This window comes from Faecalibacterium sp. BIOML-A4 (assembly GCF_009679665.1).
GTDB classification, from domain to species: domain Bacteria; phylum Bacillota; class Clostridia; order Oscillospirales; family Ruminococcaceae; genus Faecalibacterium; species Faecalibacterium taiwanense.
Genome location: NZ_WKZG01000005.1, coordinates 30,651 through 49,798, shown reverse-complemented (window position 1 = coordinate 49,798; position 19,148 = coordinate 30,651). Strand labels below are relative to the sequence as shown.

At 54.2% G+C, this 19,148-nt stretch carries 18 protein-coding genes; 7 read left to right on the top strand and 11 right to left on the bottom strand.

Annotated features, from left to right (window positions below; all coding sequences use genetic code 11):
• Positions 1-54 precede the first annotated feature (54 nt).
• From GKG34_RS04780 to asd, 5 genes are all read right to left on the bottom strand, one after another.
• Complete coding sequence (locus tag GKG34_RS04780) at positions 55-522, bottom strand: ACT domain-containing protein (protein WP_097775498.1); 468 nt, start codon at positions 520-522, stop codon at positions 55-57.
• Between the two features lie 50 nt (positions 523-572).
• Positions 573-1,880 (bottom strand): CapA family protein, encoded by a 1,308-nt coding sequence (locus tag GKG34_RS04775; protein ID WP_243139207.1) that lies wholly within the window; start codon positions 1,878-1,880, stop codon positions 573-575.
• 54 nt (positions 1,881-1,934) lie between these two features.
• Positions 1,935-2,693 carry a 4-hydroxy-tetrahydrodipicolinate reductase gene (gene dapB / locus GKG34_RS04770; RefSeq protein ID WP_044953691.1) on the bottom strand — a complete coding sequence of 253 codons (759 nt, stop codon included), beginning with the start codon at positions 2,691-2,693 and terminating at the stop codon, positions 1,935-1,937.
• Between the two features lie 90 nt (positions 2,694-2,783).
• A complete protein-coding gene (gene dapA / locus GKG34_RS04765) occupies positions 2,784-3,677 on the bottom strand; it encodes a 4-hydroxy-tetrahydrodipicolinate synthase (protein ID WP_005942076.1) in 894 nt (297 codons plus the stop codon).
• Positions 3,678-3,718: 41 nt separating this feature from the next.
• Positions 3,719-4,801: an aspartate-semialdehyde dehydrogenase gene (gene asd / locus GKG34_RS04760; RefSeq protein WP_005942078.1), complete on the bottom strand. Its 1,083-nt coding sequence runs from the start codon at positions 4,799-4,801 to the stop codon at positions 3,719-3,721.
• Positions 4,802-4,971: 170 nt separating this feature from the next.
• Between asd and queA the strand changes: the two genes are divergently transcribed.
• The 7 genes from queA (at position 4,972) to GKG34_RS04725 (ending at position 11,591) form a co-directional block, all read left to right on the top strand.
• Positions 4,972-6,000, top strand: coding sequence for a tRNA preQ1(34) S-adenosylmethionine ribosyltransferase-isomerase QueA (queA, locus tag GKG34_RS04755; RefSeq protein ID WP_005942082.1), 1,029 nt, complete (start codon positions 4,972-4,974; stop codon positions 5,998-6,000).
• A gap of 97 nt (positions 6,001-6,097) precedes the next feature.
• A complete protein-coding gene (gene tgt, locus GKG34_RS04750; protein WP_005942084.1) occupies positions 6,098-7,243 on the top strand; it encodes a tRNA guanosine(34) transglycosylase Tgt in 1,146 nt (381 codons plus the stop codon).
• 73 nt (positions 7,244-7,316) lie between these two features.
• Entirely contained in the window at positions 7,317-7,628 is a 312-nt protein-coding gene (gene yajC / locus GKG34_RS04745; RefSeq protein WP_005942086.1) for a preprotein translocase subunit YajC, read from the top strand.
• A 75-nt stretch (positions 7,629-7,703) separates the two neighbouring features.
• On the top strand, positions 7,704-8,099 hold the full coding sequence (locus GKG34_RS04740) for a TIGR04086 family membrane protein (protein WP_154255696.1): 396 nt from the start codon (positions 7,704-7,706) through the stop codon (positions 8,097-8,099).
• A 25-nt stretch (positions 8,100-8,124) separates the two neighbouring features.
• Positions 8,125-8,865, top strand: coding sequence for a hypothetical protein (locus GKG34_RS04735; RefSeq protein ID WP_154255695.1), 741 nt, complete (start codon positions 8,125-8,127; stop codon positions 8,863-8,865).
• 96 nt (positions 8,866-8,961) lie between these two features.
• On the top strand, positions 8,962-10,374 hold the full coding sequence (radA, locus tag GKG34_RS04730; RefSeq protein WP_082210849.1) for a DNA repair protein RadA: 1,413 nt from the start codon (positions 8,962-8,964) through the stop codon (positions 10,372-10,374).
• Between the two features lie 11 nt (positions 10,375-10,385).
• Complete coding sequence (locus GKG34_RS04725) at positions 10,386-11,591, top strand: tyrosine-type recombinase/integrase (protein WP_154255694.1); 1,206 nt, start codon at positions 10,386-10,388, stop codon at positions 11,589-11,591.
• A gap of 600 nt (positions 11,592-12,191) precedes the next feature.
• On the opposite strand, the gene GKG34_RS04720 is transcribed toward GKG34_RS04725, so the two are convergent.
• The 6 genes from GKG34_RS04720 to GKG34_RS04695 form a co-directional block, all read right to left on the bottom strand.
• Complete coding sequence (locus GKG34_RS04720) at positions 12,192-13,058, bottom strand: N-acetylmuramoyl-L-alanine amidase (protein ID WP_154255693.1); 867 nt, start codon at positions 13,056-13,058, stop codon at positions 12,192-12,194.
• 109 nt (positions 13,059-13,167) lie between these two features.
• Positions 13,168-15,579 (bottom strand): endonuclease MutS2, encoded by a 2,412-nt coding sequence (locus tag GKG34_RS04715; RefSeq protein ID WP_005942094.1) that lies wholly within the window; start codon positions 15,577-15,579, stop codon positions 13,168-13,170.
• 15 nt (positions 15,580-15,594) lie between these two features.
• A complete protein-coding gene (gene recO, locus GKG34_RS04710; protein ID WP_044953693.1) occupies positions 15,595-16,341 on the bottom strand; it encodes a DNA repair protein RecO in 747 nt (248 codons plus the stop codon).
• 194 nt (positions 16,342-16,535) lie between these two features.
• On the bottom strand, positions 16,536-17,474 hold the full coding sequence (gene era / locus GKG34_RS04705; RefSeq protein WP_154255692.1) for a GTPase Era: 939 nt from the start codon (positions 17,472-17,474) through the stop codon (positions 16,536-16,538).
• 46 nt (positions 17,475-17,520) lie between these two features.
• Positions 17,521-18,012, bottom strand: a complete 492-nt coding sequence (ybeY, locus tag GKG34_RS04700) for an rRNA maturation RNase YbeY (RefSeq protein WP_097775507.1) — start codon at positions 18,010-18,012, stop codon at positions 17,521-17,523.
• A gap of 53 nt (positions 18,013-18,065) precedes the next feature.
• Entirely contained in the window at positions 18,066-19,025 is a 960-nt protein-coding gene (locus GKG34_RS04695) for a PhoH family protein (RefSeq protein ID WP_005942102.1), read from the bottom strand.
• Positions 19,026-19,148: the final 123 nt, after the last annotated feature.

Sequence of the window (19,148 nt, the reverse complement as noted above, 5' to 3'; positions counted from 1 at the left end):
GAGTGCACCGGCATTTTTTCACTTGATGGAGGATTGCTCGCTTGCTTGCAGAATTTACAGCTCGTAAGCCTTCTTCAATGCTTCGTAAGCTGCATCCTCATTCTCTGCGTGGACCAGCAGGGAAATATCCAAATCGCTGGTGGTGATAAGCAGTACTTCAATGCCGGCCATTGCCAGAGAATTCAGTGCACGGGCAGCTACGCCGCAGCTGGTGACCATTTCTTCACCAAACAGGTTCAGCTTGGAATAACCCACGCTGATCAGCGGAGAAGCCTTGGCATCCTTGTCCAGATTTGCAACGGAAATAGCCTTCATCACCAGCGGAAGATCACTGCTGGAAGCGGTAAAGCTGAAATCAATGGTGGTGCCATGGGGTGCACTCTGGCTGATCATATCTACGACCACACCGTTATCTGCAAAGATCTGCAGGTAACGTGCGAGGCTGTTGCCCTTGAACTCTACATCCTGCACACTGATCATCATGAGGCTCGGCTCAATATTGATCTTCGATACTCCGTACATAAGGATCCTCCGTTCTGCCCGAAAGGCGGGCTTCAACAATACAAAAATATTCAGGTAAGCTGCAAAAACTCCGGGTCGATATTTTCCCGGGCAATGGACTGAATCATTTCCAGGCTGAAATCTGGATACGCCTTCCGTACTCCGTGGGCCTTTGTAAGGGCTTCGGTATAATCGCGGAACAGGTAGGTACGCACATTGGATTTGCCTGCATCATAGTGGGTCACCGTCGGCAGAAGTCTGGGAGAGAGCACGCTGCAACGGACAGTGCCGTCCGGTTCGGTCGTTTTTTCAAGCTGAACCGATAAAATTGCGCCGACCAGCTGATTGGGCTTTTCCTGCGTGCTGATAAAATTGCCCAGAGAATAGGCCGTGAACACCTGCCTGCCGTCTGCTGCAGTCAGCCACTGTGCATTTTGCAGCACATGCGGGTGGGTGCCAATGATCAAGTCTGCACCCCAGTCTGCAAGGTTCTGCGCCAGAGTTCGCTGCGGATCTGCGATGGCATGGCTGTTTTCTACGCCCCAGTGCACACCCACCACCACAAAATCTGCAAGCTGACGTGCCGCTTTTACCTGCTGCTCGATCACATCGGTCTGGCTGGTATAGATCACATTGGCCTGCATGGAGCTGTTCTGCGGGATGCCATTGGTATGCTCTGTGTAGGAAAGATATGCGATCGTTACACCATTGACAGTCTGCAGCGGGACATGACCGTAGTCGCTTTCTCCCTTCCACAAACCGATCGTTACAACATCCTCCGGCATACTGCCCCAGAAGCGCAGGGTAGCGGCAATGCCGGAAGCGCCTTTATCGTAGGTGTGGTTATTGGACAGGCTGAACACCCGCACACCCGCCCGGTAAAGCGCACGGGCGCAATCGCCCGGCGTAGAAAAGCATGGGTAGGAGGATGGCTCCAATTCATCCGTGCAGAGCGTTTCCTGATTGATCCAGTTCACATCATGCTGTGCATAAAAAGGCGCAATATGTTCGTAACAGTAATCGAAACTGTAAGCTTCCTCTCCGGAAGCGCGGCGCTGCGCCTGCTTATAAATGGGAGCGTGGATCAGATTATCTCCTGTTGCAGAAAAGCGGACAGTCTGAACCAGCGGCTGCGGTTCCGGCTCTGGCGCAGGCTCTGCTTCTTCCGGCTGTGATACAGTGGCAGAACCTGCAGAAGAGCTTTCCGTGCTCACCGGTTCTGCCGTCGGTATGCTTTCCTGCAGAAAGAACTTTGGCAGCAATGGCAGGCAGAACAGAAATACGATCAGCATCGCTCCGGCTGTCCAGAAAGCCTGCCTTTTGGCGCGGCGTTTTGCAGTCGGTCTGCGCCGGTGCTGTTGCGGGGATTGTTTGTTCATCCGCGTCCACATCCTTCCACCATGTTTCTGCCAAAAGCAGAGCAATCAGGCTTTTTAAAGTGCAGCGATCATATCACCCATATTGTACAGGCCCGGCTCCTTTTTTGCAAGGTAAACTGCTGCATTCACAGCGCCGTTTGCAAAAATATTGCGAGAGTAAGCGGTGTGCTTGAGAGTGATCACCTCGTCCGGGCCGCAGAACAGCACTTCGTGATCACCCACGATGCTGCCGCCGCGCACGGAACTGATACCAATTTCCTTCGGGTCGCGCTTTTGACGGACAGAAGAACGATCATACACATAGTGATATTCGCCATTATTCTGCTCGTTGATGGCATCGGCCAGCATCAGAGCGGTGCCGCTGGGTGCATCCAGCTTGTTGTGGTGGTGCTGCTCCACGATCTCAACATCGTAGTTCACACCCAGAATAGCCGAAGCGCGCTTGCACAGCTCCGACAGCACATTGATGCCCATGGACATATTAGCGCTCTTGAACACCGGCACCGTGCGGGATAGCTGCACCACCTTGAGCTGCAGCTCTTCCGAAAGGCCGGTGGTGCACACCACGATGGGCAGCTTGTGAGCTTCACAGTAGGGCAGAGCCTTTTCCACAGCGGCCGGAGAGCTGAAATCGATGATCACATCGCCCTTTCCGTCCAGCTTTTCCAGGCTGTCATACACAGGGATGCCGTTCTGTTCGCCATCCTTCAGGTCGATGCCTGCGATCACGCGGCAGTCCTCGCGCTGTGCGATCATATCACACAGCACATGGCCCATGCGGCCGCCGATGCCCTGAATCACAATATCCGTCATAATTTTTATCCTTTCCTGCCCGTTTTGCATATCGGCATATCGCAAAATGCCCGGACAGAGCGCTCCGCCGGGCATTTTGCAGCCAAAAACTTATTCTGTAATAAGACCCTCTGCACGCAGAGCCTTTTCAATCTGCTCCTTGTGGGCCTCGCTCGGCTCTACCAGAGGCAGACGGCACTCGCCAGCTTCCCAGCCCAGCACATTCATGGCGTACTTCACCGGGATGGGATTCACTTCACAGAACAGCGCATCAGCCAGCGGCAGCATTTCCAGCTGCAGCTCACGGGCCTTTGCGGTATCGCCGTCAAAGAATGCCTTGCAGCAGTTGTGCACCAGCTCCGGCTTGACATTGGACACGACGCTGATCACGCCCTTGCCGCCCAGAGCCAGCAGGGGAACCACCTGATCGTCGTTGCCGGAATAAATGTTCAGCTCGTCGCCGCACAGCTGTGCGATCTTGGCTACCTGAGAGATGTTGCCGGAAGCTTCCTTGATGCCGTTGATCAGAGGATGCTTGCTCAGTTCCAGAGCAGTCTCCGGGGCAATGTTCAGGCCGGTGCGGGAAGGCACGTTGTACATGATCACCGGGATGCCTCCGGCCTCAGCCATGGCGGTAAAGTGAGCAACCAGACCAGCCTGCGTGGTCTTGTTGTAATAGGGAGTCACCATCAGCAGAGCGTCTGCGCCGCATTCGGCAGACTTTGCGGCCAGTGCGCAGCCGTGGTCGGTATCGTTGGAGCCAGCGCCTGCAATGACGGGCACGCGGTGGTTGACAACATCCACCGTATACTTGATGGCGGCAAGCTGCTCCTCATCGGTCATAGTAGAGCACTCGCCGGTGGTGCCGCAGATGATGATGGCATCGGTATGGTGCACGATCTGATCCTCAATAATGCGGCCCAGCTCGTCAAAGTTGATGCTTCCGTCCTCGTACATCGGGGTGATAATGGCAACACCCGCGCCGGTAAAGACAGGATTCTTCATAGCCTAAAACTCCTTTGTATGCGCTTTTGCGCAAAATATACTTAGTCGAAATAGCCCTTTGCGGCCAGCAGCTCTGCCAGCAGAACGCCGCCGCCTGCAGCACCGCGCAGGGTGTTGTGGCTCATGCAGGCAAACTTGTAATCAAACAGGGTGTCCTCGCGCAGGCGGCCGATGCACACAGCCATGCCGTTCTCGGTGTTGCGGTCCAGCTTGGGCTGCGGACGATCCGGCTCGGTGAAGTAATGCAGGAACTGCTTGGGTGCGCTGGGCAGGTCAAGCTCCTGTGCGGGGCCGCGGAAGTTTGCCCATGCCTCCAAAATCTGCTCCTTGGTGGGCTTCTTCTCAAAGCTTACAAACACGGCAGCGGTGTGGCCGTCGGAGACAGGCACGCGGAAGCACTGTGCGGTGATCACCGGCTTTTCGGCGTTCACGATATGGTCGCCCTCAATGTGGCCCCACAGCTTGAGCGGCTCGCGCTCGCTCTTTTCTTCCTCGCCGCCGATGTAGGGAATCACGTTGTCCACGATCTCGGGCATACGGTCAAAGGTCTTACCTGCACCGGAAATGGCCTGATAGGTGCACACCAGAGCCTTGCTGACACCAAAATCCTTCATCAACGGGTGCAGGGCGGGAACATAGCTCTGCAGGCTGCAGTTGGACTTGACGGCAATAAAGCCGCGCTTGGTGCCCAGACGCTTGCGCTGTGCGGGGATGATCTCGATGTGGTCGGCGTTGATCTCGGGCACCACCATGGGCACATCCGGGGTAAAGCGGTTTGCACTGTTGTTGGACACCACCGGGCACTCAGCCTTTGCATAGGCCTCTTCCAGAGCCTTGATCTCATCCTTGGGCATGTTGACTGCACAGAAGATAAAATCCACCTGAGAAGCAACCTCTTCCACCTTGGATGCATCCAAAACTACCATCTTCTTGACACTTTCCGGCATGGGGGAGGTCATGGCCCAGCGGGGACCGACAGCTTCCTCATAGGTCTTGCCGGCGCTGCGGCCGGATGCAGCCAGAACGGTCAGCTTGAACCAGGGGTGATTTTCCAGCAGCGTCACAAAACGCTGACCGACCATACCAGTCGCACCTACGATACCCACTTTATACTGTTTTTCCATTTCCAGCACCTTTCCTTTCGTGAAAGCGAACTCAATAAATATTTCTATTACATAGATTCACGGCTTGCAAACCGGACAGCGATGCAATATAATAGATACTGTTTATACAGATTTTATGATATCATTGATACGGTGTCCGTGTCAATCATCGGAAAGGCAAATTGCACGCTATGTTAAAAAAAGATTTTTGGTATGATTTACCCAAAGAACTCATTGCACAGGAGCCGGCTGACCCCAGAGACTCTGCACGGCTGATGGTGCTGAGCCAGAAAGACGACAGCATCCAGCACAAGATCTTCCACGATCTGCCGGAATTTTTAGAGCCGGGCGACCTGCTGGTGGTAAACAATTCCAAGGTCCTGCCTGCCCGCATCGTGGGCGTCAAGCAGCCCACCGGTGCTGTGTGTGAGCTGCTTTTGCTGCGTCAGGTCAAGGGCGACCAGTGGGAGTGCCTTGCAAAGCCCGGCAAGCGGATGCAGCCCGGCACGAAGGTGAGCTTTGGTGACGGCAGTCTGACCGCCGTGGTGGACGAGACCATGGAGGACGGCAACAAGTACGTTACATTCTATTACGATACCGAGACCCTTTATGAAAAGCTGGACGAATTTGGCAAAATGCCTTTGCCGCCCTATATCACCAAGCAGTTGGAGGATCAGAGCCAGTACCAGACCGTCTATGCCAAGGAGCTTGGCAGTGCTGCAGCCCCTACGGCCGGTCTTCATTTCACGCCGGAGCTGATGGATACCATCCGCGCCAAGGGCGTGAACATTGCCGAAGTGACCCTGCATGTGGGTCTGGGTACCTTCCGCCCTGTACAGGAGGACGAGATCGCGGATCACAAAATGCACAGCGAATGGTACTGCATCGATGAAAAGACCGCGCAGATGATCCGCGATACCAAGGCTGCCGGTCACCGTGTGATCGCAGTGGGCACTACCAGCTGCCGCACGCTGGAAGCCGTTGCCGCAAAGTACGGCGAGATCCGCGCCTGCAGCGGCAACACTTCTATCTTCCTGTATCCAGGCGTGAAGTTCAACTGCATCGACGGCCTGATCACCAACTTCCACCTGCCGGAAAGCACCCTTATCATGCTGGTGTCGGCCCTGTATGGCTACGAAAAGACCATGGCAGCCTATAAGGTGGCTGTGGAGGAACGTTATAGATTCTTCTCTTTTGGCGATGCAATGCTGATTCTTTGATTATTTTTCCCGCTATTCTGTTGTTGATGAGCCTGATCCCGGGCTTTTTCATGAAGATCGCACGGCTGTTTTCCGTGCACAGAAAGGAACAAAAACTATGCCTTCTTTGACGACCTATAAGCTGCTCAAGCAGGAACACGACGCCCGGCGGGGCGAGTTCAAGACCGTGCACGGCACGGTGCAGACGCCCGCTTTTCAGAACGTGGCTACCGCCGGTGCCATCAAGGGCGGGTTGTCTGCTCAGGACCTGAAAGACATTGGCGCACAGGTCATGCTGTGCAACACCTACCACCTGCATCTGCGCCCCGGCGACAAGCTGGTAGCCGATATGGGCGGTCTGCACAAATTTACCCGCTGGAACGGCCCCATTCTGACCGACAGCGGTGGATTTCAGGTATTCAGTCTGGCAAAGCTGCGCAAGATCACCGAAGAGGGCGTGACCTTTGCCTCCCATCTGGACGGCCACCGCATCTTTATGGGACCGGAAGAGAGCATGCAGATCCAGGCAAACCTTGGTTCTACCATCGCCATGGCCTTTGACGAGTGCGTAGAGAACCCCGCACAGCACGATTATTCCAAGGCCAGCTGCGAACGAACGACCCGTTGGCTGAAACGCTGTAAGATTGAAATGGCCCGCCTGAAGCACGAGGGCATTTCCGTGAATCCCGATCAGCTGCTGTTTGGCATCAATCAGGGCTGCACCTTTGCGGATCTGCGTGTGGAGCACATGAAGCAGATCGCAGACCTTGATCTGGACGGTTACGCCATCGGCGGTCTGGCTGTGGGCGAGCCCACCGAGGTGATGTATGAAATGATCAGTCAGGTGGAGCCCCACATGCCCAAGGATAAGATCCGCTACCTGATGGGCGTTGGCACCCCCGGCAATATCATTGAGGCAGTTTCCCGCGGCGTGGATCTGTTTGACTGCGTGATGCCCAGCCGTAATGCACGCCACGGCCACTTGAACACCTGGGGCGGTATCATCAACATCAAGAATGCAAAGTATGAGCGCGATGAACGCCCTATTGATCCTGCCTGTGGCTGTCCGGTCTGCCGCAGCTATTCCCGTGCCTATATCCGCCACCTGTTCAAAGCGGAGGAGATTTTGGGAATGCGCCTTGCCGTCATGCACAACCTGTGGTTCTATAACCATCTGATGGAGCGCATCCGGGATGAGCTGGATGCAGGCACCTTCACGGCTTTCCACGATAAATATGTAAAGCTTCTGGATACCCGAATTTGAGAATAAGCCTTGCAACAGGTCGTTTAAAAAGGTATAATAAGCTTATCTGAATTTTGAGAGGAGATTTTGCCCCATGCAATTTCTGACTACCACTTCCGAAGGCTACATCAGCCTGTTCTTCACACTGGCTCTGATGCTGGTTCTGCTGTACTTCATGATCTATCGTCCCCAGAAGAAGCAGGAGAAGAAGGATGCCGCAATGCGCAGCAGCCTGGAGATCGGCGATCAGGTCACCACCATTGGCGGTGTCATTGGCCGTGTTGTTGCAATCAAGGACGATACCTTTGTTCTGGAGACCGGTGCTGACCGTGTGAAGATTCGCTTCACCAAGACTGCAATTTCCGCTGTTGAAAAGCTGAACATGGACAAGGCTGACAAGAAGTAAGCTTTTTCTTCAAACAATTAAGAGCATATCAAACGCGTCTTCCTGCATAGATTACTGGCAGGGAGGCGCGTTTTTATGTCTGAGAAAAATCTTTTCCCGGCGGAACTCCGGGTTCTTCTGCTGGCTGGGGCAGTCGGCGTTATGGTCACAGCGGGCGGGCTGGCCGCAATGGCAGCGCTGATGACAGCACAGGGTTATTCTGGTGCCGCCGCACCGCCGCTGGCAACAGCAGCCGTTGGTGCAGGGAGCCTTTGCAGCGGTTGGATCGCTGCATTTTGCAAAAAGGAACGCGGCCTGCTGTGTGGGCTTGTACAGGGCCTGTTTTATGCAGCATTGCTCGTGGTGCTCAGCGTTCCTTCCGGTACGCTTACGGAAGAGCCGCCGCTGCTGCGGTTTGCTGTGCTGATCCTTTGCGGCAGTATTGGCGGATTGCTGGGCATGGTGACCCGGGAGAAAAAGCGCCGCAGCTGAACAAATAAAACAAGGAGGTTCGATCATGTGGGTCTATCAGCAAACAGGAACGCCAGCGCATTTGCCAGAAGCCGCGCAGCAGCTTCCCACAGGTGAAGCTGCGCTTCTGCCGCAGCCGCAGAAAACACTGCCGCCAGAACGATCCGCACCGGAAGTGCCTTCACCGCTGCAGAGACATAATACGGAAACCCGGCAGAAAACCTGCTGGCTGCTCGTCTGTGCCTTTCTGATTGGCTCTGGCTCAGCTGGCGTGCTTCTGGCTTTCTGCGAAAAGCAGCAGCCGGACTGGCTGCAATATTACCTGCAAAGCTGGCGCGGCCTGTTTGCTGCTGCAGATGCACATACTGCGGCCAGCCTTTTCGGAATGGAATATCTTACGCTGGCTGCGGCCGCGACCCTTCTGTTCCTGATGGGCTTTTCCGCACTTGGGCCGGTTTTGATCTTTTTGTTTACGATGTTCTATGGGCTGGGAACCGGGACGCTGTTTGTGCAACTGCTTTCCGACACGGCACTGAAAAGAGAAACGTGGCTTCTGCTGCTTGCATTTCTGCCTGCGGCAGCTGCTTCTGCAGGGCTGTGCACGCTCGGCACAGATTCTCTGCGGGTGAGCAGCCAGATCCGCGTCTGTTCCTTTTTTGCAGCAGGGCCTGACCGGGAGATTGTCCGGCCACATGGATTCATCCGGCAGTATCTGCTGACGCTGACGTTATTTGTGCCGCTGTGCGGCATTTCTGCAGCGCTTGCAAGCATTGGAAGCAGGCTTTGAGCAAGGCTTTGAGCAAGGGCTTTTCTTGCGGGTTTGCTTGTTATATGCTACAATAGAGAATAATAAAACCAAGACAATGTAACAGGAGCTTTTTTGATGAAGGAACCAAAACTGAAAACTGTATATGTGTGTTCCAACTGCGGCGAGACAAGCCCCCGCTGGATGGGCCGCTGCCCAAGCTGCGGCAGCTGGAACACGATGAACGAGGACGTTGTAGCGGAAGCCCCCAAAGCAGGTACTGCCGCAGCCAAACAGGCGGCAGCCGCCCGCCCGGAAGGGGTGACCACCCTGACCGCAAAACGCCTTTCTGAGATCAGCATGACCGAAGAAAAAAGCCGTATTCTGACCGGCATTTCGGAGCTGGACCGTGTACTTGGCGGCGGCATTGTGCTGGGCGGCGTTGTGCTTTTGAGCGGTGAGCCGGGTGTGGGCAAATCTACTATGCTTCTGCAGCTGTGCGGTGCCATTTCCAACCAGCACAGCGTTTTGTATATCACTGGCGAGGAATCGGTGCGGCAGGTCAAGCTGCGCGCTGCCCGGCTGAAAGTGCCGCAGGATAACATCTTTCTGGCAGCGGAGAATGATGTGGACGAGATCTGCGGCCTGATCGAAAAAGAAAAGCCGGATCTCGTGGTCATCGACTCCATCCAGACGATGCGCTGCATGGATATCTCGTCCTCCGCCGGTACGGTAAGTCAGGTCAAGGAAAGTGCGGCCCGCCTGCTGGCCGTGGCCAAAAAGCAGGAGATCCCCATGTTCATTGTGGGCCATGTGAACAAGGACGGTGCCATTGCAGGCCCCAAAGTCATGGAGCATATCGTGGATACGGTGCTTTACTTTGAGGGCGATAAAATGCTGCCGTACCGCATCCTGCGTGCGGCCAAGAACCGTTATGGCTCCACCAATGAGCTGGGCATGTTTGATATGACGGGGCAGGGCCTTGCTGAGATCGAAAACCCTTCACAGATGCTGCTGGAAGGCCGTCCTCTTGGCGTTTCCGGCAACTGTGTGGCCTGTACCATGGAGGGCAGCCGTCCCATTTTGAGCGAAATTCAGGCCCTTGCAACCAAAACCAATTTTCCAGCACCGCGCCGTGCCTGCAGCGGCTACGACTACAACCGCATGAATCTGCTGATTGCTGTGCTGGAAAAGCGTGCAGGGTATTTCTTTGGAAACCTGGATGTATATATCAACATCGTGGGCGGCATTGCGCTGCGTGATACTGCCTGTGATCTTTCTGTCTGCTTGAGTATGGTCTCCTCACTGCTGGACAGGCCCGTCAGCGATAAGCTGATCGCCATTGGCGAGGTCGGCCTTGGCGGTGAAGTGCGCAGCGTACCCAATCTGGAACAGCGCCTGCATGAGGCAGAGCGTATCGGCTTTGAACGTGCGGTGATCCCGAAGCACAGCCTGAATCATCTGAGCCCGGCAGATTATCCTGGAATGCAGCTGATCGGCGCGGCTTATATCACCGATGCAATCAATGCCCTGAAATCTGACCGCTTATAAGAGGAAAAACAATGTCGATCTATCTGGACGAGAAAAATCCCGGCAAGCACAAGCCCTTCGATGATGCTGCGCCGGACATTGTAGAATACGTCCGCTATCTGGAAGTGATCGCGGGCAAAAGCGCAAACACGGCGTTCAGCTACTACTGTGATCTGCGCGGATTCAGCCGTTTTATGAAGCGCCGCCGTGGGCTTGTGCCCGAAGACAGCGAGATGAAGGATATCGACCCCAAAGGGCTGGACACCGCATTCTGGGCCTCCGTAACAAAGGAGGATATCTACGAATATCTGTACTTTTTAAACCGCGAGTGCGGCAACAAAAAGTCCTCAACGGCCCGGCGGCTGGCAAGCCTGCACGGCTTTTATGATTACCTGGTCAATCAGGTCAACCGGCTGGGTGCAGATCCGACTGCGGCCATCCACCCACCCAAACAGGATAAGGTACTGCCCAAATATCTGACGGCGGAGCAGTCCATGGAGTTATTGGAAAGCACGCAGACCCAAAGCGATTTTCCGGAGCGGGATTATTGCATGGTGACGCTGTTTTTGAACTGTGGAATGCGTCTGGCAGAGCTTGTCGGCATGAATCTGGACGACATTGATTTGGAAAACCGCCAGATACGCCTGTTTGGCAAGGGCCACAAGGAGCGCATGGTTTATCTGAATGATGCCTGCATGGAAGCATTGCGGCTGTATCTGGGCAAACGCAATACGATGGAGGGGCTTCTGCCGCAGGAAAAGGCGGTCTTTATTACCCGACGGCGCAAAGAGCGTATCTCGAACCGCAGGGTAGAACAGCTAGTGACCGGTGCAATGAAAGCAGCCGGATTAAAAGGCTTTTCCACACATAAGCTGCGCCACACTGCCGCAACTCTGATGTATCAGACCGGCAATGTGGACATCCTTACACTCAAGCAGCTTTTGGGCCACAGCAACGTGTCTACCACACAAATTTATACGCACCTACAGGAATTTCAGGTGCGCGCGGCCATTGAAGAAAACCCGCTGGGCAAGGTCAAAAAGCCCAAAGCATCTTCTCGCATCTTGGATACAACAGAAAAGGAAACAGGGGAGACAGCAGAGGATTCAGCTCTGGATGAGGAACTTTCGTCTGTGCCCATGAAAGCCTTTGAGGGTGCGGCTCAGGATGGCATCGGGCTGGATGCTTCCGTGCTTGCAATGAAGCCTGATGCGAACGCTGGAAACGGAAATTCCTGAACCACATAAGAATACCCATAAAATGAAACGATACCGTCTGTGACGCGTCCAAGGTGCGGACATGTCATCGGCGGTATTTTTATAGATATATTTATATAAATAATGGAATGATAAGCTGTGATCTGGCCAGCGATTTGAAATCGCACGAGCAAATGGTCGTGCGCAGAAAAATAAAAAGATTAGAATGACCACAGAACTTATAGCAACATAAAAAGAGAATCTGGAAAAATAAAATGCAAGCGCGCATGGCAGCGGCAGACTGTGCAGCATTTGTAATTTGTAAGTCCATAAAAAGATTGTAGCACCAAAATACTAATGAGACACAAAAATATAAAAAACGCAAAAGTTGAATCATACGGTATTACAGATGGCTGCAGATCCGCAGGTCGCGGAAAAAGGCCAGATTCAGGAAAATAGAGATTTTTCACTTCCCTGTATTTCGCATAACGTGCATTATACGAAAATTATACACTCAAAAAAATAAGACCGCCCTTCTCTTCTGGTTATGAGTTCAGCGGTCTTAAAATACTGATGGCTGTATGGTGTTGGGTTCAGAATGTTATCGCTTCTTCTCCCTTGGTGATGCTATGCTGATACTTTTTAATTTAAAGTGAACCCGGCAAGCTGCTCGGCCTGCGGCTGTGTGCCAAAGTATGCACAGATCGCTTCGTAATAAACGCGGGCTGTTTTTTTACAACCTTCTTCGCTGCCGAACTGTGCAACATCTGCTTCATTCGTTACAAAGCATTGCTCTGCCAGCACTGCCGGACAATTTACATCTTCCAGCAACGTAAAGCTTCGCTCTGAACGCACCTCGGTGTGGGTACTTTCCACCAGTTGCTTCTGATCGTTTTCCAGATAATAAATGTATCGGACTCCCCCGCGCCCACGCAGAGATGCTCCTGCAACCTGCATTCCTTTGGCAAGCAGCTGCGCAAAGTAAAAGCTTTCCTGATGCCAAGTTCGGCCCGGCACTGCCGGATAGCACTCAAAGCCGGATGCAGTGGAGCCATTTGCAGCTGAGTTGCCGTGGATGGAAAGCAACAGCTGCGGTGCCTGTTCGTCCGCTCTGGCGGCACGCTGGGCGGGCGTAGTGGTTTCATCAAAGCTGTCACGGGTCTGCAGCGGAATAAAATTAGAGTCCTGCTGCAGCAGCCGGATCAGTTCCGAGGCGGTTGCTGCGGTCATATCTTTTTCTTCGATCACTCCCCTTGCACCCGGGTCTGCTCCACCGTGCCCGGCATCGATCACCACGCGGTAAGGAGGATCACCGACCTGCGGACGGAATTCTTCACCGGCGATGCTTTCCGCTGGTTGAGCTGTCTGCAGAGTCAGCGCTGCATGCCAGAGTGAGCTGCCAAACCAGATACCCACTGCGCAAAAAAGCAGAATGACCGTATTTTTGAGCACATGAGAAGTCTGTTTTCGTCTTTTTGAGTGCGCGGCTTTGGAATATCGTTTTGCCATTTTGGCTTACATCCTTATATTAGCATTCTTTATAGAATACGATCCTGCTCTGCAAATTCTTTCAATGTGAGAAAAAGCTACCCGAAAAATCCTTCGGATAGCTTTTTCTTTATTTCAGCTCTACCACGGTCACGCCGCTTTCACCCTCGCCATAACGGCCCAGACGGAAGCTTTTGACCATGCGGTTGCCGCGCAGATGCTTGTGGATAGCTGTGCGCAGCGCACCGGTGCCATTGCCGTGGATCAGATAAACCACTGTCTGTCCGTTCAGGATGGCACGGTCGATAAAGGAATCCACCTCCGGCAGCGCTTCGTCCACCGTCAGGCCCAGCAGATTGCATTCCATCTTGGCGGAACGCTGTACCCTCTCTACCCTGCCGTTCGGGCGGTTGGCATCGCCGGTCAGGCGGGAATAGCGCTGCTGTGCTTTCGTCTGCGGTTTCTTTTCCTTGACCAGCTTTTCCGGCTGTTTCAAGCCCTTGAGCGGAACTTTAGTCTTGATGATGCCTGCACGCACCAGAACATCGCCGTTTTTATCCGGCAGGGCCAATACGGTAGCCAGCTGGTTCAGCTCTGCAATGCAGACCTCCTGCCCTACCTTGACCTCTTTCAGCGGCACAAATTCCTTGACGGGGTTATGCACAGCCTCGGAGCCGATAAACAGCTTTTCCGATTCTTTTTTGGCGATCTCGCGGGCGCGCTGAGCTTTCTGCTGGGTGCTCATGCGCTCATCCTTCTGCAGCTGACGCAGTTCATCGGTCAGGGCGTAAGCCTGACTTTCCACCTGCTGTGCCAGCGCACGAGCCTTGGCACGGGCAGCTTCCAGTTCATTTTCGCCCTGGCGGATCAGCTCATCACGCTTTTTCTGCGCGGCTTCCAGCTGGTGGGAAGCTTCATTTTTCAGCTCTTCCACCTCGTTCTGGCTTTCCTTCAGCTGCAGCTTTAGATCATCCAGCTGTCCCAGAACGGCATCCAGACGCTTATCCTCTGCGGAAAGATGCTGCTGTGCCGCTTCGATCACGCGCTCCGGGATGCCCAGCTTTTCGCTGATGAGGAACGCATTGGATTTGCCCGGCACGCCGACGCTCAGCTTATAGGTCGGGCGCAGCGTTTCCAGATCAAACTCACAGCTGGCATTGACAACGCCCTTGGTTTCCAGAGCAAACACCTTCAGCTCCGCGTAGTGAGTGGTGGCCATCAGCAGCACGCCGCGGCGGCGTAGCTCTTCAATGATGGCCACAGCCAGCGCAGCACCTTCGGCGGGGTCGGTACCGGCACCAAGCTCGTCCAGCAGCACCAGTGTGTGCGGCATGGCAAGCTCCAGAATGCCGGTGATTTTTTTCATATGACCGGAGAAGGTGGAAAGGCTCTGCTCAATGCTCTGTTCATCGCCGATATCCACCAGAAATTCGTCAAATACGCAGATCTCGCTGCGCTCGTCAGCCGGGATCAGGAAGCCGCACTGCGCCATGGCGCACAGCAGGCCCGCTGTTTTCAAGGTGACGGTTTTGCCACCGGTGTTCGGTCCGGTGATGATCAGCGAATCGTAATCTCTGCCCAGAGCAATATCCACAGGCACGCACTTTTTAGGATCGATCAGCGGGTGGCGCGCACGGATCAGCGAGAAGGAATCGTCGGTGCGGACAGCAGGCTTGAATGCCTTGAGATCCAAAGCCAGCCGTGCCTTTGCCAGCAGAACATCGATCTCCAGCATAGCCTTGTAGCTGTACTGGAACTGCGGCTCAATGGCGGCCACCTGTGCGGTAAAGGCCACCAGAATGCGCTCGATCTCCTGCGCTTCCTGCGCACGGTACTGCAAAATGCGGGCATTGGCTTCCACAACGGCCTGCGGCTCCACAAAGACGGTGGCTCCGGTAGACGAAACATCATGAATAATGCCGCTCACCTCACCGCGGTATTCGCTCTTGACCGGCACAACATACCGGCCATTGCGCATGGAAACCACGCTTTCCTGTAGATACTTGGAAGTATCCATATTGCGGACCATGCTCTCCAGACGGTCACGGATGCTGTTCTCCGTTGCGCGGATCTTTTTGCGCAGGTCGTTCAGGGTATGAGAGGCCGTGTCTGCCATGGCATCCGGTGCCAGAATGGCGCTGGAGATCTGCTGTTCCAGGCCCGGCTGCGGTGCCAGCGCATAGAACAGATCGTCTGTAGGCAGAGCGTCGTGCTCCGAAGCGCCATACCAGCTTGAAAGATTCTGAAAATTGCGCAGTGCACCAGCCACCATCAACAGCTCGCCCATTGAAAGTACGCCGCCTTTTACGGCGCGGGCCGCCAGCTGACTGACATTCTCCACGCCGCCAAAGCGCGGGGAGCCGTTTTTGATCAGCAGGGTGTTGATGGCATCGGTCTGTTCCAGCGCATAGCGCACCTCGTCCGGGTCGCACTGCGGCTGAGTGGCAAGCAGCATTTCGCGCGCTTCCTTGCACACGCAGCCCTCTGCGGCACGGGCGATGATCTTATCCAGTTCCAGAGTTTTTAAGTAACTTGTTTCCATAGGTTCCCTTTATGCTCAGGGCAGCAGGGTCTTTAAAAAGTCATAGCTTTTCAAAGGCTTGTCCATGTGGGTCAGTGCATAGCGCTCTGCCACTGCGGAAAGCTTTTCCAGACTGCCCACAGAAATTTTGAATGCAAATATTTTTTTGTCGTCCACGAGGCAGATGTGCCGCAGCGCATACAGTGCGCCCTGATCAAGGTTGCAGGTCTTTCCTGCTTTTGCGGCGCAGTCTGCACAGAGTAGGTGGCCTTCCTGCACATCCAGATAGAACGCAGCACCATCATAGGCGCTGCAATCGCGGCAGCACACGATCTGCGGCATAAAGCCGCACTCGCTCATGGTGCGCAGTTCAAACACGGCCTTGATCACCCGCAGGTCCGTTTTGCTCTCGCTGATCATATAGAAACAGTTGAGCAGCAGCCGAAGCTCCCGCTGTGCCTCCTGCCCGGTGGGCGAAAGGGTCATTGCCATTTCAGCCATATACATGGCAAGACTCATACCCTCAATGCTGGACGAGATGCCGTGAAAGACATTTTTCACTTCCGCTTCCCGCACAGTGTACATGTTGCGGCCCGGCACCAGTGTGAACTCGGAGTAGCAGAACAGCCCGCACGCGCTGAACAGCTTGCTCTTCAGCCGCAGGCTGCTCTGCGCTGCTGCCGAGATCACGCCCAGTTCCGGTGTCAGGATCGTCAGAATGCGGTCCGATTCCTTATAGCGGGTCTCCTTCAGCACCAGACCCGTGGTTACAAAGGCTTCCATTTTCTTGGTCCTCTGCCGGGGTTTCTTCCGGCCGCTGTTGTTTATAATCGAGATAACGAAGAATGTTTCCCGTGCAGGCAAACGCCTGCCAGCTTGCTTGTGAATCCATTTGCAGCACCTCTTCCCTGTTACGGATAGTGTCAGGTTTATTTTAACCGTTCATCCAAGGGAATTCTGTCCTGCTTTGGCAAGTGTCAGCGGTTATTGGTGTTCTGCTTGAAGCCAAAGTTGTTCAGCAGGAACTCGTTATCGCGCCAATCGGATTTTACCTTTACCCAGCACTGCAGATTGACGCGGCAGCCCAAAAACTCTTCGCAGTCTGCACGGGCAGCACTGGCAATTTTTTTCAGCATTGCACCGCCTTTTCCAATGACCATGCCCTTGTGGCTTTCGCGCTCGCAGTAGATATTTACATCAATATCGATCAGGTCGGTGCCCGGGCGCTCTTTGAAGCGCTCCACCACAACAGCAATGCCATGGGGGATCTCGTCGCGCATGAACAGCAGGGCCTTTTCACGGATGACCTCCGCCACAAGCTCCTTTTCCGGCATATCCGTGTAGGCATCATCATCAAAATAATGCGGGCCTTCCACAGCATAGCGGCTTAAAGCATCGAACAGCACTTCGCAGCCGTCGTTATCACGGACGCTGATGGTGTAGATATCGTCGAATACACCCAATGCCTTCAGCTCTTCTTTGCGGGCTTCCAGATCAGCAGGCTCCTTGACAAGGTCGGTCTTGTTGATGACTGCAATTGCCGGGCCGCCGCTGCTGCGCAGCATATCCACCAGCACCATTTCCGATTCATTCAGTGCGCCGTAAGGCTCAAACAGCATCATGGAAACATCCACATCTGCAATGGAATCGCTGGCAGTCTTATCCATCCGTTTACCCAGTTTGTTGCGTGCCTTGTGCACACCGGGTGTATCCAGCAGCACATACTGCAGCGGCCCGCGGGTGATCACGCCGGTAATGCGGGTACGGGTGGTCTGCGGCTTGGAAGTGACGATGGCTACCTTTTCGCCAACCAGAAGGTTGGTCAGACTGGATTTGCCAACATTGGGACGGCCAATGACAGCCACAAAAACGGAAGAAGTATCATAATGCCCCTGAATGGGTGTAGCGTTACTCAAAATCTAGCTCCTGTCTGTATTGTGCGGCAACCGCACGGTGAATCAATTACTCGGTATAGCTTACGGTGCGCGGCAGGCCCAGCTGCAGCAGAACAGCTTCCTCTTTCTCACGCATCCGCATGGCTTCCAGACCGCCATTTTCGTGGTCGTAGCCCAGCAGGTGCAGCATGGAGTGCACCGTCAGGAACGCCACCTCACGCTGCAGCGGATGGCCGTAGAGGTTTGCCTGCTCCTGTGCACGCTCCATACTGATGACGATGTCACCCAGCATTTTGCAGCCGTTGTTCTCGTCAACATCATATTTGCCGTCTACACCCAGAGGGAAGCTCAGCACGTCGGTGGGCATGGGTTTGTTGCGGTACTGGTTGTTCAGCTCAGCAATGGCAGCGTTATCCACAAAGGTCACGCTGATCTCTGCAGGAGCTTCAAAATGCTCATACTCCAGCACGGCATTACAGGCACGGCGGATGAGAATGCGCAGACCGGAAGGAACCTTGACGGCCTTCTGTGAATTGGTGATCAAAACTTTATTGGACATAAATCAGTCCACTCCTTTCTGTTTTTGATGGCTTTATATGAATTCTGGTGATTTTATTTTTCAGGGTGTGCAGCCTTTTCGTAAGCCTTGATAATTTCCTGCACAAGACGGTGGCGCACAACATCTTTCTCAGTAAAATAGCACTGTGCAATCCCATTTACATTTTTAAGCACGTGCAGTGCATCCACAAGACCGCTGCGGGTGCGTTCCGGCAGATCGATCTGGGTCACATCACCGGTAACCACCACCTTGGAGCCGACACCCATACGTGTGAGGAACATTTTCATCTGCTCCGGTGTGGTGTTCTGTGCCTCGTCCAGAATGATAAAGGAATCATCTAGCGTGCGTCCGCGCATATAGGCAAGCGGTGCAACCTCAATAATCTGCTTTTCCACAAGGCGCTCGTAAGTTTCGGCACCCAGCATATCAAACAGGCCGTCATACAGCGGGCGCAGATAAGGGTCTACCTTCTGCTGCAGATCACCGGGCAGAAAGCCCAGCTTTTCACCTGCTTCCACTGCCGGGCGGGTGAGCACGATGCGGGAAACATCCTTGGCTTTAAAAGCCTTTACCGCCATGGCAACGGCCAGATAGGTCTTGCCGGTACCCGCCGGGCCAACGCCAAAGGTGATGGCATTGGTGCGGATGGCATTGAGATATTCCTTCTGGCCCAGTGTTTTGGGCCGGATCGGCCGTCCCTTGACCGTTACGGTAACAAAATCTTCGGTCAGTTCTTTGACCCGCTTTTCTGCTCCATCGTGCGCCAGACTGATGCAGTAGCGCACGGTCTGGTCTTCCAGCGGTGTATGATTCTCGATCAGAAGCAGCATTCCCTCCACAGCGCGGCTGGCCGCGGCAACATTGGCCGGTTCGCCTGAAAGCCGCAGCTGCGTGCCCCGGCAGACCGCCGTAACAGAAAATTCGTTCTCCAGCAGACGGATGTTCCGGTCGCAGTTGCCAAAAACAGCTGCGGCGACCTCTACACTATCCAGTTCAATATTCTTTTCTGCCATGTGCTCCTCCTGAAAGGATATATTTTAATGCTTCTATTGTACCACCAAAATCTCGAGAAGAAAACTGTGAAAAGTACACAAAATATTTTCATCCGTTCCATCGGTTTTTTCATACGCCAAGGC